Annotated in this window: 16 protein-coding genes and 1 rRNA gene; all 17 read left to right on the forward strand. The window is 41.2% G+C overall.

Annotation, left to right across the window (positions count from 1 at the left end; all coding sequences use genetic code 11):
* The first annotated feature begins 38 nt into the window (after positions 1–38).
* The gene (locus G9G57_RS02945) at positions 39–2150 is read left to right on the forward strand and encodes a DUF6020 family protein (protein ID WP_155617177.1); all 2112 of its coding nucleotides are present in this window, start codon (positions 39–41) and stop codon (positions 2148–2150) included.
* Positions 2131–2865 carry a glycosyltransferase family 2 protein gene (locus G9G57_RS02950; RefSeq protein ID WP_081317873.1) on the forward strand — a complete coding sequence of 245 codons (735 nt, stop codon included), beginning with the start codon at positions 2131–2133 and terminating at the stop codon, positions 2863–2865. Before G9G57_RS02945 ends, G9G57_RS02950 begins: the two co-directional genes overlap by 20 nt.
* Positions 2862–3248 (forward strand): DUF2304 domain-containing protein, encoded by a 387-nt coding sequence (locus G9G57_RS02955; RefSeq protein ID WP_058830161.1) that lies wholly within the window; start codon positions 2862–2864, stop codon positions 3246–3248. Before G9G57_RS02950 ends, G9G57_RS02955 begins: the two co-directional genes overlap by 4 nt.
* Positions 3238–3651 carry a GtrA family protein gene (locus tag G9G57_RS02960; RefSeq protein WP_238799227.1) on the forward strand — a complete coding sequence of 138 codons (414 nt, stop codon included), beginning with the start codon at positions 3238–3240 and terminating at the stop codon, positions 3649–3651. Before G9G57_RS02955 ends, G9G57_RS02960 begins: the two co-directional genes overlap by 11 nt.
* A gap of 235 nt (positions 3652–3886) precedes the next feature.
* Positions 3887–4630, forward strand: a complete 744-nt coding sequence (locus G9G57_RS02965) for a sugar phosphate nucleotidyltransferase (protein WP_164964456.1) — start codon at positions 3887–3889, stop codon at positions 4628–4630.
* A gap of 37 nt (positions 4631–4667) precedes the next feature.
* The gene (gene rfbC, locus G9G57_RS02970; RefSeq protein ID WP_058830159.1) at positions 4668–5216 is read left to right on the forward strand and encodes a dTDP-4-dehydrorhamnose 3,5-epimerase; all 549 of its coding nucleotides are present in this window, start codon (positions 4668–4670) and stop codon (positions 5214–5216) included.
* A gap of 92 nt (positions 5217–5308) precedes the next feature.
* The gene (rfbB, locus tag G9G57_RS02975) at positions 5309–6328 is read left to right on the forward strand and encodes a dTDP-glucose 4,6-dehydratase (protein WP_164964457.1); all 1020 of its coding nucleotides are present in this window, start codon (positions 5309–5311) and stop codon (positions 6326–6328) included.
* A 1-nt stretch (position 6329) separates the two neighbouring features.
* On the forward strand, positions 6330–7202 hold the full coding sequence (gene rfbD, locus G9G57_RS02980) for a dTDP-4-dehydrorhamnose reductase (protein ID WP_164964458.1): 873 nt from the start codon (positions 6330–6332) through the stop codon (positions 7200–7202).
* A gap of 192 nt (positions 7203–7394) precedes the next feature.
* Positions 7395–8306, forward strand: coding sequence for a glycosyltransferase family 2 protein (locus G9G57_RS02985; protein WP_238799229.1), 912 nt, complete (start codon positions 7395–7397; stop codon positions 8304–8306).
* 198 nt (positions 8307–8504) lie between these two features.
* Entirely contained in the window at positions 8505–8582 is a 78-nt protein-coding gene (locus G9G57_RS26340; protein WP_354005523.1) for a putative holin-like toxin, read from the forward strand.
* Between the two features lie 370 nt (positions 8583–8952).
* Positions 8953–9861, forward strand: a complete 909-nt coding sequence (locus tag G9G57_RS02990) for a glycosyltransferase family 2 protein (protein ID WP_164964459.1) — start codon at positions 8953–8955, stop codon at positions 9859–9861.
* Positions 9858–11258, forward strand: a complete 1401-nt coding sequence (locus G9G57_RS02995; protein ID WP_016822991.1) for an undecaprenyl-phosphate glucose phosphotransferase — start codon at positions 9858–9860, stop codon at positions 11256–11258. Before G9G57_RS02990 ends, G9G57_RS02995 begins: the two co-directional genes overlap by 4 nt.
* Positions 11259–11393: 135 nt before the next feature.
* On the forward strand, positions 11394–12266 hold the full coding sequence (locus G9G57_RS03000) for a phosphatidylinositol-specific phospholipase C/glycerophosphodiester phosphodiesterase family protein (protein WP_031462313.1): 873 nt from the start codon (positions 11394–11396) through the stop codon (positions 12264–12266).
* Between the two features lie 126 nt (positions 12267–12392).
* Positions 12393–13103, forward strand: a complete 711-nt coding sequence (locus tag G9G57_RS03005; RefSeq protein ID WP_164964460.1) for a heptaprenylglyceryl phosphate synthase — start codon at positions 12393–12395, stop codon at positions 13101–13103.
* Between the two features lie 41 nt (positions 13104–13144).
* Complete coding sequence (gene pcrA, locus G9G57_RS03010; protein WP_117290420.1) at positions 13145–15469, forward strand: DNA helicase PcrA; 2325 nt, start codon at positions 13145–13147, stop codon at positions 15467–15469.
* A gap of 86 nt (positions 15470–15555) precedes the next feature.
* Positions 15556–17571, forward strand: a complete 2016-nt coding sequence (gene ligA / locus G9G57_RS03015; RefSeq protein WP_164964461.1) for an NAD-dependent DNA ligase LigA — start codon at positions 15556–15558, stop codon at positions 17569–17571.
* A 377-nt stretch (positions 17572–17948) separates the two neighbouring features.
* A 16S ribosomal RNA gene (locus G9G57_RS03020) occupies positions 17949–18006 on the forward strand; the annotation flags it as partial.

The raw sequence follows: 18006 nt of genomic DNA on the forward strand, positions 1-18006 counted from the left end.
TTTAAACTATTTTTAGAAGAATTAGAATGAGGTTGCTAATGAATAACTCTATTATAACCAGAGCATTAAGTTATGTGTTTTCTTTCTGTATAAGTCTGGCTTTTGTCTATCATTTTATTCCAAGTATAACAAACAGACGTGTGATTTTTGTTTTTTTTATTTTGCTTACAACAATTACAATAGGATATGCACTTAGGAATTTATTTAAACAATTCTTTGATTCGAAACATTTACATGCGAGCAAAAGACGAAATTTAATTGTAAGTATTACTTTTTCATTTTCAATCCTTCTGATGATACCATTTAACGTTGATAATTATCATACTTTAAAAGTTCAACCGCTTGGAGAGAAAAATAATCAATCATTAGGTATCGAGGTTTGGGTTAAAGAGATTAAAATTGATAATAGAATTTTACCATTAAATGAAATGAATTTGATAGGTGATTGGGAACTGATTAATGGGGTTCCTGTTTATACACACGGTGATAATGTCTTGATAAATTGGGAAGGTAAGGTGAAAAGTAATATAAGCCTGAAACTTAGTAACCATCCCTATTCTGGTAAAGTTCGTTTAGTTATTGATGGTGAAGAAAACGACTATGACCTTTATGGTACTAATGAGGATAGCACAAAAGAAATTCATTTAGACAATTTAAAGGGAGCCTCAATTTTTGAGAAATGTCTAGTGTTTTTAGCCGATTTGATCTTATTATCCTTTACTATTTTTATCTTTTTAACTAGAATCACTATTCAAAGAACTCCTAAATCATTGTCTATTGGTAAAGGGGATAGTGCAGTATTCTTAGTGCCGATAATAATTTCATGGAGTATATATTTTCTATCCTATTATCCTGGATTAATGAGTGGTGATTCCTTAGACCAGTGGAGACAATTATCAACATTTGAATTTGGGGATGCGCATCCAATTTATGATACATTGTTTAAATTGCTTATTACTAAGATTTGGTATTCACCAGCAGCTATAGTTTTAGCTCAAATGATGTTTCTTCTTAGTGCTTTACTATATGCGTTTCGTTCTCTATTAAAATTTGAAGTGAATAGAAAAATTCTTTGGGGGATGTCTATTTTATTTTCATTGATACCAGTAAATTCAATGATGATAATAAGTATATGGAAAGATGTGACCTATAGTATATCTTTATTTTTGCTTACTATTGTTTTAATTAATTTGTATGCAGGGAAAGAGCAATGGTTTAAATCTAAGAAAAATTTATTTCTTCTTGCTCTATCATTTTTTTTAGTATTGATGTTCAGACATAATGGAATTATATCAGTAATTGGAACACAGTTCTTATTGCTTGTATTTTATAAATCTAAGTGGAAAAAGATAGCGCTAATAGGTATAACAGTCCTCGTGCTTTTTTTTGGTATAAAGAGTGTGTTAGTAAAAGTATTGGATATTGTCCCGAGTCCAAGTATACTAACATTTAATATACCAATTCAACAGGTGGCATCTATTCTTTCATCAGGTGTGAAATTAGACGAGGAACAAAATCAAGTTATTAAAAAAGCTATGGATCCTAAAATATGGATATCTGAATATAATCCCTACGTTGTAGATCCTATCATCTTTAATTCTAATTTTGATATGTTGATTTTTAATGATCGGAAATACAAAGTTCAGTTTATGAAAGTTTGGTTTGAACTCATTGCAAAAGAACCTAAAATTGCTATTAAAAGCTGGTTACAGCAAACCTCTGTAGTTTGGAGGATATCTCAACCGAGTAATTCTAGTACTCTGTTTACTGAAAGGGGGATTGTTCATACAGGTCGTGAATATTTAGATAAGTACAAATTGAAAACTGAGTCTCTCATCCCTGATTCATTAGTTCGAATTCAAGCTTTTCTTGATAGAACCCAAGAAAGTGATTTAGTTTGGGTGCTTTGGAGGCCAGCACTTTATATTTTTATTTCAATGTTATTTGGATTAATATTTGTTTTTCGCAATAATTTGAGAAGCTTAATTATTTTTTCACCTGTTATGCTTAATGTTATAGGATTATTCGCAGCAATTCCAGCACAGCAAATTAGATATCTGTATCCGTCCATTTTATGTACTTTTATAATTATACCTCTGTGTTTTAGTAATATAAATGAGAAAAGACAGTATGGGAAAGAAGGTGCTTAAGAAAGTGAGAATTTTAGTTATAATTCCAGCGTATAATGAGGAGCAAAATATTAAAGAGTTAATTAATAAATTCAAGAAAAATAAGTACGATATTATAGTTATAAATGACTGCTCTACTGACAATACATCTTTAGTTTGCAAGGAAAATGGTATAAATGTTATTGATCTTCCTTGTAATTTAGGTATTGGAGGAGCTGTGCAAACTGGGTATAAATATGCCTATGACAAGAATTATGACATTGCCATTCAGGTTGATGGAGATGGGCAGCATGACCCTGGACAAATCGAAAATATAATAACTCCAATTTTAAATAATAAGGCGGACATGGTTATAGGTTCGAGATATATCGAAAAAGTGGGTTTTCAATCAACGCGTATAAGAAGGATTGGTATAAAATATTTTAGTGATTTAATATATGTTTTTACTAGAGTGAAGATAACTGATCCAACTTCAGGATTTAGAGCATGTGGTCGTAAATCAATTTCTGTATTTGCGAATGTATATTATCCAAGTGATTACCCGGAGCCAGAGTCAATCGTACATTTAATTAGAACTAATCATAAAGTTATGGAAATACCAGTAACAATGATGGAAAGACAGGCAGGTGAATCCTCTATAAAATCTGTTAAGTCGCTATATTACATGATTAAGGTGTCTTTAGCGATTTTAATTGATTTGTTGAGAGAGAAAAAGAGCTATGAGGTATTGCAATGATTCATTTTCAACTTCAAGTTATTTTGTTTTTTGTATGTTCAATACTATTGATGTTATTGATAAGAAAAATCAAAAGTTATAAATTAGACTTGAAATATGCATTATTATGGATATTGATTAATTTAATAGGTATTGTTCTTACATTATTTCCAAATGTCTTGATTTTTATATCGCGTATTTTTTATATTGAGATGCCAGTTAATGCCTTGTTTTTAGTTGCTATAATTTCAATTTTTGTTATTTTATATAGTCTTACAGTTGCCTTGTCAAGGGATTCAAATAAAATTAAAGTTCTCTCGCAAGAGATAGGATTATTGAAAAAAGAAGTGGATCTACTTAAGGGAAAACACTTAAACCTAAAAGGGAGTTCCCATGAGAAATAACCTATTACAATTTTTGAAATATGGGTTTGTAGGTGCTTTGGGGACCCTTATTCATACTTCAACTATAATATTGTTAGTTGAAAAGCTGAACTTCGAACCAATATTTTCTTCATTTATCGGATTTATATTTTCACTGGTGATTTCATATTTTATAAATCGTCAGTGGACATTTAGTACTTCAGGGAAGGGGGTTAAAATTTTAGTTAAATACACTTTAGTATCTCTAACTGGTTTGGTTCTTAACCTATCAATTATGTATGTTATCGTTTATGCTTTTCACTTTTCTTATCTTTTAGGACAATTTTTTGCATTGATTATCGTCCCTATTTTTAATTTCATATTAAACAAGTATTGGACTTTTGCTTATGTTAATGAAAGAAAAAAGTGTCCTGAAAAACTATGAGCTATTTTCATAGCCTGAAGGAAATTGTTGGTGTAACACTCTAAATAAAAGTGCAAATTGGATCACTTTATTTAGGTAAAGTGATTTTTTGAACTCTGAAGTCTCCACTCTTATTAACTCTAAATATTTGGAGTGATTTTTTGCTACCTACTAAAGACAAACTAAAAAGAGTGCGTTATAACGCTAGGTGAAAAATTTATTCTTATTTTTAAATTAATAATTAAGGAGTCGACATATGAAAGGCATAATTCTAGCGGGCGGGACTGGTTCTCGTCTTTTTCCTTTAACCAAAGTGACTAATAAGCACCTGCTTCCTGTCGGTAAGTACCCTATGGTCTTTCACTCCATATATAAGCTGAAAAAAGCCGATATTACAGACATTCTTATTGTAACAGGTAAAGAACATATGGGGGATGTTGTAAGTTTGCTTGGGAGCGGTCGCGATATGGGCGTAACCTTTACATATAAGGTGCAAGACGAAGCCGGTGGTATTGCCCAAGCGTTATACTTGGCAAAACAATTTGTTGGTACGGATCAGATGGTTGTCATTTTAGGGGACAATGTATTTGAGGATGATATCTCTCCTTTTGTACAAAATTTTCGTAAACAGAATGTTGGTGCTAAATTATTATTGCAAAAGGTCCATGACCCGCAGCGATTTGGTGTAGCAGAAATTCAAAATCAACGTATTTTATCTATAGAAGAAAAGCCCCAGGTACCTAAAAGCGATTATGCAGTTACGGGTATTTACATGTTTGACCACGGAGTGTTTGATATTGTTAAAACACTTAAACCTTCGACACGTGGAGAATTAGAAATAACGGACGTAAATAATGCATATATTGCTAACGGAACATTGACCTATGATATTCTTCAAGGTTGGTGGACGGACGCAGGAACGCATACTTCGCTTGCAAGAGCAAATGAACTCACGCAAAACATTATATTTGGTGAGGAATTTGGTAAATTAAAGTTGTAAGGGGAAGTTTTAAAGCATTGAGGAAAGAAGGTATATTATGAAGGTGATACCTTTAAGATTGGCAGACGCTAGTGTAATAGAACCAATTGTTCATGGTGATCAACGTGGTTTTTTTATGGAAAGTTATAATCAACAGGTAATGCAAGGTAAGGGGATTACTCATACGTTTATACAAGATAACCAATCACTTTCTGCTGATGCAGGAGTTATACGTGGGTTGCATTACCAATTAAATCCGAAGGCACAAACTAAACTTATCAGGGTAATCACAGGTGCTATCTATGATGTGATTCTGGACATTCGAAAAAGCTCTCCTACGTTTGGACAATGGATGAGTGTCATTCTAAGTGAGTATAATCATCGCCAGTTGCTGGTGCCAAAGGGGTTTGCTCATGGTTTTTGTACGCTTGTTCCAAATACGCAGGTGTTGTATAAGGTTGATGAATATTACTCTCCTTTACACGACAGAGGGATACTGTGGAATGACCCCGCATTGAGTATTGATTGGCCTACCTCTAAGGCGATACTTTCAGAGAAGGATAAACAGCAGCCATTACTGAAAGATGCGGAAATCAATTTTGATTAGAAATTAATACGAAAATTAATGTTTTGTATGCTTTTGAGCTAATAAAATGGTTCAGAAGTCTATTATTACATTGCTCAGTACAGGAGGCTTGTATGAAACTTCTCGTCACCGGCGGTGCCGGATTTATTGGCAGTAACTTTGTATTGTATATGTTAAAGCAGCATCCAGATTATGAAATCGTGAATGTGGATACCCTCACCTATGCAGGTAACTTGGAAAATTTGAAATCCATCGAAGATCATCCCAAACATACCTTTGTGAAAGCAGATATTACTGATGCACAAGTGATGGACCAACTGATGCAGCAGGGAATTGATGTGGTGGTGAATTTTGCGGCAGAGTCGCATGTGGATCGGAGTATTTTGGAGCCGGAAGTGTTTGTGAAAACAAACGTATTGGGGACACAGGTGTTACTGGATGCCGCCAAAAAATATAATGTGACCAAATTTGTACAGGTATCGACAGATGAAGTATACGGTTCACTGGGTGAAACCGGATTGTTCACAGAGGAAACTCCATTGCAGCCTAATAGTCCCTATTCTGCTTCCAAGGCAGGCGGTGATCTGTTAGTTCGTGCATATCATGAAACCTTCGGTTTGCCAGTGAATATCACACGTTGTTCTAATAACTACGGCCCATATCAATTCCCAGAAAAACTGATTCCGTTAATGATCTCACGTGCGTTGAGCGATCAACAGCTACCTGTGTATGGGGATGGCTTGAACATTCGCGATTGGTTGTATGTAGAGGATCACTGCAACGCAATTGATCTGGTCATTCATCAGGGCAAGCTGGGTGAAGTGTACAATATCGGGGGAAATAACGAGCGAACGAATGTGCATATCGTTAAAACGGTATTGGAGGAGCTGGGCAAGCCAGAATCTCTAATTTCGTATGTGCAGGATCGTCCGGGTCACGACCGCCGTTACGGTATTGACCCGAGCAAAACCATGAACGAGCTGGGTTGGAAGCCCAAGCACTCTTTTGAGACCGGCATTAAAGAAACGATTCGCTGGTACTTGGACAATGAGGAATGGTGGACTCGCATTCAATCTGGCGAATATCAGCAATATTATGCCAAGCAGTATGGTTCCCGCTTAGGGGATGTGTAAAATGAGAATATTGGTTACTGGAGCATCCGGTCAACTTGGCAAGGATGTGGTAAAAGTCTTCCAAGAGCAAGGACATAATGTTCTTGGCTACGATCGGGAACAACTGGATATTACAAATTTGGATCAGGCGATGAACATAGTAGGACAATATCAGCCTGAAGCTGTAATCCACTGTGCAGCGTATACAGCGGTTGATGCGGCGGAGACTGATATGGATAGAGCTTATCAAGTAAATGCTGCTGGAACACGTAATATGGTATTGGCTGCGGAAAAAGTAGGAGCTAAACTGGTGTATATCAGTACAGATTATGTATTTGATGGAACCGCTGAGCAGCCCTATCACGAATATGATCATACGAATCCACAGAGTATCTATGGGAAGTCCAAACGGGCGGGAGAGGTGCTAACCGAGACACTTTGCTCTAGGTACTTTATTGTTCGTACGTCATGGGTGTATGGGCTGTACGGGAACAATTTCGTTAAAACCATGTTGAAGCTTGGACAAGAGAAGCCGCAGCTTCAGGTGGTGAATGATCAGAAGGGTTCACCTACCTATACGGTGGATTTGGCACATTTTTTGGCGGAATTGATTCAAACGGAGAAGTATGGCGTATATCATGCATCCAATAGCGGTTATTGCACCTGGTACGAGTTCACACAAGCTATTTTGCAGGATTCCGCAGAGCTATATGCTGTGAAAATCACTGCAAAATTAGAGCCATGCAGCACAGAGCAGTTTCCCAGACCCGCAGCGCGGCCACGTAATTCCGTGATGGAGCATATTGCTATCCGGATCAACGGATTCCACGATTTACAGGATTGGCGCAAGGGATTGCGTGACTTTTTGCAGGAGTATTTTGATAAATCTGAATAATTAAAACTGTATCATAGCTATCAAAAATCTCCCATCATTTCAGAATTGGGAGATTTTATTATATTTAAGACTATGTTGATTAAGGGTGATGAGCATTATAATGTATAGGCAGGTGGAATGTACATGTCCCCGTAGCCCATATTTTCAAAGAAGGAGGGCATTATTCTGAACAGACCTAACGTACAAGTTTTATTGTCTACATATAATGGATCAGCTTACTTAGATGAGCAGGTAGAAAGTCTCATCAATCAAAAAGACGTAGAAGTACAGATTCTAATCCGTGATGATGGCTCAACAGATGATACGGTAGCCAAGTTGATTACATTGGAGCAACGTTATCCCAAACAGATTAGGTTATGCCCAGAGAGTAATGTAGGTGTCATTGCGAGTTTTTTTGATCTGATTCAAAGATCTTCCGAGACATTCGACTATTATGCTTTTTGTGATCAGGATGATGTGTGGATGCCGAACAAGCTTGCTCGGGCTGTAGCTCAGCTCAGGGAAAAGGATGAGAGCCGCCCGCTGATGTACTGTTCTGCTACCCAAATGGTCTCTCAAAACTTGGAACCCCTCAAGGTATGGCCAGCCGATATTCCCAGACCTTTATCCTTATATAATGCTCTCATCGAGAATGTATGTGTAGGTTGTACCATGGTAATCAATAAACAAACACTTCAGTTCGTGAAAACGAGAATGCCAGATACTTTGGATAACATTATCATGCATGACTGGTGGATTTACTTATGTACCGCCGCTTTTGGTGAGGTCGTTTTTGATCCTGAGCCGTCCATTTGGTATCGGCAGCATCAAAACAATGTGCTCGGAGGGTCAACGGATGGCTGGATCGGCAAGTGGAGGAAGAGACTAAGTAGATTTGTGAAAGGAAAAAATCGCTATATTTTAAGTAAGCAAGCCCGGCAATTTGTTCAACTATATGGACAAGACATGCCTTCTCAATTGTACAGAGATGTGGATCAATTCCTGGATAGCTACCAAAAGGGTGTGCTTTCTCGTATGAGATATATTGGGCAGTCTCCATTCTATAGGCAGTCACGGTTGGACAACTGGATTTATAAGTTAGTTTTTATATTGGGGAAATTATAGAAGATGGAAAGGAAAATATTGAAACTTTTTTCCATATAGGAGCGTCAAATAATCAAAGGTGCAAATGAATGCTAGATAAAATACCATCGAATGCGTGTTCCTTTTTGGAAATATATAGTATAATTGAAACGTGCAACCGATAGAGCTGGCAAGGGCGGTCGGCTAACTCTCCCGAGGAGGGGGGTGAAGCCTGTGACAGTGTTTGAGGCGCTCAGTTTAATGCTGACGTTCGGGGCGTTAATCGTCACACTGTTAGAGTTTAACAAACGAAAATAGACCGCCCCCGCAAGGAAGGGTCTATTTTCGGCCTGATTGTTCTAAAACCGTCCGCTCTTGGAGCGTTGGTTGCGCGGGGCTGGCTGGCACCAGCCCTTTTTCCATGTATATCTTACCACGATGAAATTTAGACCTCAACCGAGGATTTTACAAAAATCTAATAAACGACTTCCGATGAACAATATATAGATCGAAATGGTTTCGTTTGTCTATATTTGCACTTTGGAGCGACTGGAATCGAATTTTGTGAAATTCTACTAACTATGCAAGGTTACAAGTTATGTGCTTTTTTGCGCCCCGTGGCCTGCACGGTATGCTATAATAGGCGATAGTAGAATAGATTACTGAATTTGTCAGGAGCGTTTTAAATATGGATGTAAGCATACTGGTCGTCAACTATAATACGTGTCGATTGACGCTGGATTGTTTGCAGTCAGTGTATGCGTCAAAGACGCAGTATCGATATGAAGTGATTGTTATCGATAATCACTCCAGTGACGGGTCTGTTGAGGCTATTCGTGCTGCGTACCCGGATATTACATTGATAGCTAATAAGGATAATACAGGGTTTGCCAAGGCGAACAATCAGGGGATGGAAGTAGCTAGCGGGCGTTATGTATTGCTATTGAACTCCGATACGTTGGTGCAGCCGGATACGCTGGATACAATGATTCAGTTTATGGATACACACCCGGAGATGGGGGCATCGGGCTGTAAGGTCATTCTGCCGGATGGCTCGCTAGACAAGGCTTGTAAGCGAGGGTTTCCAACGCCGTCGGCGTCTTTTTACTATGCTTTCGGCTGGTCGAAGCGTTACCCGGATAACCCGAAGTACAACCAATATCAGCTTGGGCATCTAAGCCCGGATGATGAGTATCCTGTGGATGTACTGGTTGGGGCTTTTATGCTGGTGCGTCGGGAGACGATTGACCAGGTCGGCGGATTGGACGAAACCTTTTTTATGTATGGTGAGGATATAGACTGGTGTTATCGGATTAAACAAGCCGGTTGGGGCATTTACTACTACCCACGCACATATATTATTCATATCAAAGGCGGTAGCGCTCGCCGTCGCCCTTTGAAAATTATTTATGAGTTTCATAGAGCTATGTGGGTATTTCATCGTAAGCATTATAAGCAGCAGTACAGCTGGTTCACCAACATGGCTGTATATGCGGGAATTACGGTGAAGTTTGGAATGGCTTTTCTTAAAAATAAGTTGTCTGCACCGGTTAAGCCGGACGGCGGAGAACAATCTCGTACTGAGGTGAAAGCATGATACGCAGAAATCAGCGTTTTTTAACCCAATTATATATTGTGGCGGATTTCGCGGTCATTCAGTTATCCTTTCTGATCGCTTGGTTTTTCAAATTTGAAAGTGAATGGATCACTTATAAAGAGCCACTTCCTATTCAAGTATATGGAGGGTGGAGCTTAATATACGGTCTGATTGCCGTAGTGCTGGGAATGTTATTCTCGCTCTATTCACCAAAACGCAAAAAGAGGTTTGCAGATGATGTGTTTCGCGTCACACAGATTCATATTGTTGGCCTGTTTGTGCTGTTGAGTGTGATGTTCTTCGTAAAGCAAATCGACATTTCGCGGTCTTATCTGGCGATCTATATGATTGGTAATGTACTGATTATTTTGTTTTATCGATATTTTTTGAAGCAAGTTCTTAAAGTCCTCCGTCAAAAAGGATACAATAAGCAATTCATGCTCATTCTTGGAGCGGGTTCTTTGGGCCAACGATTTTATCATAATCTTGGACAGTATCCTGATTTAGGCTATGAAGTAGTGGGATTTCTAGATGATAAACGGCATTGGAGTGAAGAGGAAGAGGCACATTTTCGCCCGATTCTTGGAGGATTAGATCAGTTGGAGGCAACGCTGTCGCGCCTGATGATTGATGAGGTCATTCTGGCGCTGCCGCTGGATGCTCATGATAAGTATCCCAAGATTATCAACATGTGTGAAAAGGCTGGAGTGCGCACGCTTATTATTCCCGATTTCTTTGATTATTTGCCGGCACGACCTTACTTTGACAACTTTGCAGGTATGCCGATGATTAATGTACGGGATATTCCACTGGATGTAGCAGGGAATCGATTGTTTAAGCGTCTGTTCGATATTTTATTTTCTTTATTTGCGATTATTCTGACCTCTCCGATTATGCTGGCTGTGGCGATTGGTGTGAAGGTCACGTCGAGAGGCCCCATTATTTTTAAGCAGGAGCGAGTAGGCTTGAACCGTCGCACCTTCCGGATGTACAAATTTCGCTCCATGAAGGTACTGCCGCCTGGAACTGAAGATACGGGCTGGACGACTGCTAATGACCCAAGACGCACACGTTTTGGTACGTTTATTCGTAAAACAAGCCTCGACGAGCTGCCACAGTTTTTCAACGTACTGTTGGGTGATATGAGCGTCGTTGGCCCACGTCCGGAACGGCCCTATTATGTGGATCAGTTCCGTGAGGAAATTCCAAAATACATGGTGAAGCATCATGTTCGTCCTGGAATTACAGGCTGGGCACAGAGTAACGGTTTGCGCGGAGATACATCTATTGAGGAACGGATTAAGCATGACATCTTCTATATTGAGAACTGGTCGCTCTTATTCGATATTAAAATTATTTTTCGCACGATTCGCAATGGTTTCAAAAACGCATATTAATCCAGAGTCACCCTTCGGCTTAGCCGGAGGGTGTTTTTGTGTCTATATAGCTGATTTTTTAGTTCAACTGATATAGGGCTGTTTTGAGTAGGTGTATGTAGGGTATTGACCTGTACGAAAAGGATGTGACACCCTATGAAACGAGTGATTGCTGCAGTTATTCTTTTAATGATAATCGGTACATTTTTACTGGCTTACAAAGGACAATCTACTGAAGAACATACTGGCTTTACCACACACCGTGTGATTTCGCATGCCATGGGAGCCGTTGATGGTTTGGCCTATACCAATGCGCGTGAAGCGTTTGTGGAAAATTACAAAAAAGGTAGCCGTGTATTCGAGGTCGACCTGATGTTTACTTCGGATGGACATTTGGTGGCGCGCCATGAATGGACAGAATCCTTTACCAAACAAATGCAACAGGAATACGCAGTTGCTACAGAGCAGGGCGGAAAGCCTTGGAGCTATCATCAGTTTAAAAACACCCCCATACACGGTTCTTATACTCCACTTGATTGGAAGGATGTATTGGATTTATTGGAAAACTACCCGGATGCCTATATTGTGACCGATACGAAAGAGCAGGACCCTGCCCAAATCAAACAGTTATTTGCACAACTGACCCATCAGGCTCAGGAGAAAAATCCCGAACTTCTGTCTCGTATTGTCCCTCAAATTTATAATGAAGAAATGTTGCAAACGTTGCGGAGTATCTATCCTTATACATCCATCATTTATACGCTATATGCTACAGAAGACACGGATGACCAGATCATTCAATTTGTCCAACAGCATGATATAACAGCAGTAACTTTACCAGAAAATCGCGTGAGTGGTGCCTTAGTGGAAAGTTTGCGTCAGGCAGGGGCAGTGTGCTACGTAAATACGATTAACGAGTTGAAGGACGCCACTGAGTACGAACAGATGGGTGTAAGAGGTTTTTATACTGACGTTTTAACGGAAAAAGAACTTCGTAGACGCAGTTGGTTGTATGCGCTGAGACCATGAGCTGTCTGAACTCGGTGTTCCCATTTGATACGAACATTGACACCTTTTAAGCACTGTCATAGACTTAGCATAGAACGCTTTTGGATATTGGAATTCGGCTCGTCTGGATGATGACAAAAGCAATGGATGCTGGAGGAATGTGTGTTGGCAGATTCAATTCAATCATGGAGGCATGTATTTAAGCTTGATCCTGACAAGGAACTGAATGATGAGGCGCTTGATGCCGTGTGTATGTCTGGTACAGACGCTATTATGGTGGGAGGTTCATCAGGCGTAACCTATGAAAATACGGTGGATTTGCTGTCGCGGGTTCGGCGTTATGAGGTGCCGTGTGTGCTTGAGGTATCCGATCTGGAAGCTGTGGTGCCGGGGTTTGATCTATATATGATTCCCATGGTGCTGAATACCGCTGACAGTAATTGGATTATGGGGCAGCACCAACGTGCGATTGAGCAATTTGGTTATATGATCCCTTGGGATTTGCTTGTGACGGAAGGATATATTGTTTTGAACGGTGATTCCACCGTCGCTAAGCTTACTGGTGCGGAAACTTCGCTGAGTGCTTCTGCTGCCGCTTCATATGCACAGATTGCTGACAAGCTTATGCATCTACCGATTGTATATGTGGAATATAGCGGTGTCTTTGGAGATATGGAACTGGTACAACAAATACATCGCGGTACGGAGCGATCTCGTGTTTTATACGGAGGAGGGATCGTGGATAAAACTACCGCGTTACAAGCAGCAGCTGTTTGTGACACCATTGTAGTAGGAAACATTATTTATCGTGATTTGTCGAAAGCGTTGGAGACGGTAGCTGTGAAATTGGAAGTATAGAGCGTGAATATATGAAAGCTTAGGGAAAGGAGCATGCACGCATGCAATCAATAGATATACACGAGGCGGTAGCTCGCCTTAATCAGCCTCAGCGTCAGGCCGTCGAGGCGGTAGATGGTCCTCTGCTAATTATGGCTGGCGCAGGCAGTGGTAAGACACGGGTGCTCACGCACCGAATAGCTTACCTCATTGCGACCCGCAAGACGGCTCCATGGGGGATTTTGGCGATTACCTTTACGAACAAGGCCGCGCGTGAAATGCAGGATCGCGTATCCAAGCTGATTGGTCCGCAGGGGAAAGATGTGTGGGTATCCACCTTTCACTCCATGTGTGTGCGTATTTTACGCCGGGATATCGAGCGGATCGGATTTACCTCCAATTTCAGCATCTTGGATTCTACGGATCAATTGTCTGTCATCCGAAGTTGTATGAAGGACCTGAATATAGATACCAAAAAGTTTGAACCCAAAGCGGTTCAGTCTATGATGAGTACGGCTAAAAATGAACTGGTCACTCCTGAAATGTATGAGCGCAAGATTGGCGATTATTTTGAAGGAATTGTGGCGAAGGTATATACCAAGTACCAACAACGGCTCAGAAACAACAACTCTCTTGATTTTGATGATTTGATTATGGCAACGATTCAGCTCTTTAAAGAAGTGCCCGAGGTACTTGATTTCTACCAGAAGAAATTTCAATACATTCATGTTGATGAATATCAGGATACGAACCGTGCGCAGTATATGCTGTGCAAAATGCTGGCTGACAAGCATCATCGGCTATGTGTTGTAGGTGACAGCGACCAATCCATCTATCGGTGGCGGGGTGCGGATATTAGCAACATTTTGAACTTTGAAGAGGATTACCCGGAAGCACGCACGATTTTGCTGGAGCAGAATTATCGCTCAACTTCAAATATTCTTAATGCAGCTAACGAAGTCATTGGCCAAAACACAGGCCGCAAGCCAAAAAAACTATGGACCGACAAAGAAGGCGGCGCCAAGATTAAGGTTTATCGTGCTGACTCCGAGCATGACGAAGGCTATTTTATCGCCTCAGAAATTCATAAGAATATTAAGGCGGGCAAAACCTATAGCCATCATGCCATTTTGTACCGTACGAATGCCCAGTCTCGGGTGGTCGAGGAAATTTTGATCAAATCGGATATCCCTTACCAAATCGTGGGCGGAATCAAGTTCTATGATCGTAAAGAGATTAAGGATTTGCTGGCGTATCTTCGCCTACTGTCCAATCCTGACGACGATATCAGCCTGATCCGAATCATTAATGTACCCAAACGAAGCATCGGCGACACAACGGTTGGCAAATTACAGGCAGCCGCGGCGGAACGTGGGGTTTCGATTTTCCGTGTGCTTCAAGTGGTTGATGATTTGGGCTTTGCTGGACGCACGCGCAATGCGCTTGTAGAGTTTTACGATATGATTGAAGGTTTAAGTCGGATGGTGGATTACCTGTCAGTTACTGAGTTGACCGAAAAAATGCTGGAAACCACCCAATATCGATTGGAACTACAAAATGAGAATACTCTCGAGTCACGCTCGCGTTTGGAGAATATTGATGAGTTTCTGTCGGTAACTATGGAATTTGAAAAAGGGACGGAAGACAAGTCGCTTGTCTCCTTCCTGACCGATCTTGCTCTCATTGCCGATATTGATTCCATGAATGACGATGAAGAGGAGCAGAGTGATGCGGTTGTATTAATGACCATGCATAGCGCCAAAGGACTGGAGTTTCCTATCGTATTTATCGTTGGTATGGAGGAAGGGGTATTCCCTCACAGCAGGGCCTTTTTGGATAATGAAGAGCTGGAGGAAGAGCGTAGATTGGCGTATGTCGGGATTACCCGTGCTGAGGAGCAGTTGTTCCTCACATGCGCTCAGATGCGCACTCTGTTTGGACGTACCACAGCTAACCCGCCTTCCCGCTTTCTCGAAGAGATTCCGGATGAGTTAAAAGAGGATACGGTCATCAAGCGTGATCGTTACCGTCGTTCAGGCAATGTAGGCGGATCTTATGGTGGTCGCGGACTGGGCAAAAGCAGTGGCAGCAACTTTGGTGGAGAGCGCTCGTTTGATACGATGAGCCGTAGTGGCTCGTCTGCTTCCGCGTCGCCCCGCGTAACAGTGACCACTTCCTCACCTGCAAAACCAACTCCGTCTGTTGCGACAGGGGGGGCATCCATTTTTGCTGCCGGAGACAAGGTACAGCATGGCAAGTGGGGAATTGGAACCATTGTAGCTGTAAAAGGAACGGGCAATGATATGGAGCTTCAGATTGCTTTCCCGGCTCCAGTAGGGGTTAAACGACTGTTAGCTGGCTTTGCACCGATTACAAAAGTAGAATAATCTTAAATATTATTAAATCTCGAACCTCATAGGGCAGCTTGGCTAAGGCCTCTGCCCTAATGAAGTTCCCGGAGGGATACGCCTGCATGAACCCAATGCACAGGATGGAGCAGCTTGTTGCTGAACTGAACACATATAACTATCACTACTATACATTGGATGATCCCCAGATCAGCGACAAAGAATATGATGTGCTTTATGACGAACTGGTAGCGCTTGAACAGACAAGCGGTCTTGTACTGCCGGATTCGCCAACACAGCGTGTGGGCGGGGAGATCCTCAAGGGCTTCACACCGCATCGCCATCTCGCTCCATTATGGAGCCTTGATAAAGCTCAGAATATGGAGCAGCTGCGTGCATGGAATGCGCGTGTCGTGAAGCTAGTCAATGATTATAATACCAAGAACCCAGAGCAACCTTTGCCATCCCCCGGCTATGCGATAGAACTAAAATTTGATGGACTGACGCTGAACCTGACATACACGGATGGACAACTGGTGCAGGCTTCCACACGTGGTAATGGTGTGGTAGGTGAGGGGATACTGGCACAGGTCAAGACGATTAAATCCGTTCCACTTACAATTCCTTTTCGAAATGGAACAATTGAAGTGCAGGGAGAAGGAATCATGAATCTTTCTGTACTGTCCAAATATAATGAGACTGCCGCGGACCCACTTAAAAATGCACGCAACGCCGCAGCTGGTGCTTTGCGCAACTTGAATCCCAAAGTGACAGCAGAACGCCGACTGAATGCATTTTTCTACAACGTGGGATATGCAGACGGTATCCAGTTTAACAGCCACCAGGAGATGATGACCTTCCTGCGTGAAAATCATTTCAAGGTAAACCCATACCTGACTTACTTTGATAATTTTGATGATGTAATGGAGCAACTGATTGAGATTGAGGAATCCCGTGCAGGATTGGACTATCTTATTGATGGGGCAGTATTGAAAATTACAGATATGCGCACACGTGAGGTTCTCGGATATACTGATAAATTCCCACGCTGGGCGGTGGCCTATAAGTTCGAAGCAGAGGAAACGACTACGGTCCTTAACTCGGTCGAGTGGAATGTAGGAAGAACCGGGAAGATCACTCCACTGGCTAGGGTAGAACCGGTAGAGCTGGCGGGAGTCACTGTACAAAATTGTACGCTGAACAATGCTGGTGACATCGAGCGTAAAAACCTGAAGTTTGCTTTGGGGGCACGTGTGTTTATTCGTCGCTCAAACGATGTTATTCCTGAGATTTTGGGAAAAGTAACATCTGAGAACGATGGAGGGGAAATTGTGGTTCCAGATCATTGTCCAGCTTGTGGGTTTCCGCTGCAGCAGCGAGGCGCTCATTTATTTTGTGACAATAAGCTAGGTTGTAAACCCCAAATTGTGGCCCGCATTTCTCATTTTGCTTCACGTGATGCTATGGACATTGAGACGTTCAGTGATAAAACAGCTATTCAACTGCATGATGAATTGGGAGTTCGTGAACCAGCGGATCTGTATACACTGCAATATGATGATTTTGTGAAGCTGGAGCGGTTTGGTGAGAAAAAGGCCAATAACCTCTTGGCGGCACTCGAAAAGAGTAAGGAGAGAGACTTGGCTTCTTTCCTTTATGCTTTGGGCATACCGAATACCGGTAAAGCGACGACACGCATGTTGGCTGAACACTATCGTGACTTGCACAAGACGATGTCCGCTACGGTGGATGAACTGATAGAACTCCCAGATGTAGGTGGGATTGTAGCTGAAAGCATTGTTGCATTCTTTGCCGATCCATTTACTCAAGCAGGGATTGAAAAGATGCTGTCTCTAGGGGTAAAAGCTCAGGCCCCCGAAGCTCCACAGGCGAAAAAGACAGACAGCTTTTTCAGTGGCAAAACGGTTGTGCTTACAGGTACCTTGCATCAGCTTACGCGTGATGAAGCTGCATCGAGGCTGGAGGCGCTGGGAGCCAAAGTTGCCGGATCTGTATCGAAAAAAACGGATCTAGTCATAGCTGGTGAAAAGGCTGGGAGCAAGCTGGCTAAGGCACAACAGCTCGGAATCGACACCATAGAAGATGAGGATGAATTTATCAGACTGTTAGAACAAGAATAATAGTTTTTGCAATGAGGGCAGTCATTCCGTTCCAAAGCGGAGTGGCTGCCTTATTATCTGTTATATAGTAAAGAACAAGAGTATAAAAAGGTGCTTGCTAAATAACTTCAGGCATGATATATTATTAGACGTTGCTTTGAGAATAATATTTCTTGAAGCAAAGTTGCTAAAAAGAAAATCGAAAAAAAAGATTTGACAAGAAAGCAACTAACATGATATGATGTAATTCCTGACTTGTTAAACAAACGAGGTCAGACAAGTTCTTTGAAAACTGAACAAATGGATGATGAAATAAAGATTACTTCTTTTATAAAGAAGAATCGCTAGCATTAAAAATGAGCTAATCGCTCTTTCTATAAACCAACTTCGGTTGGTCTTTAATGGAGAGTTTGATCCTGGCTCAGGACGAACGCTGGCGGCGTGCCTAATACATGC

Origin of the sequence: Paenibacillus sp. EKM211P (assembly GCF_011066175.1) — a bacterium.
Taxonomy (GTDB): Bacteria; Bacillota; Bacilli; order Paenibacillales; family Paenibacillaceae; genus Paenibacillus; species Paenibacillus polymyxa.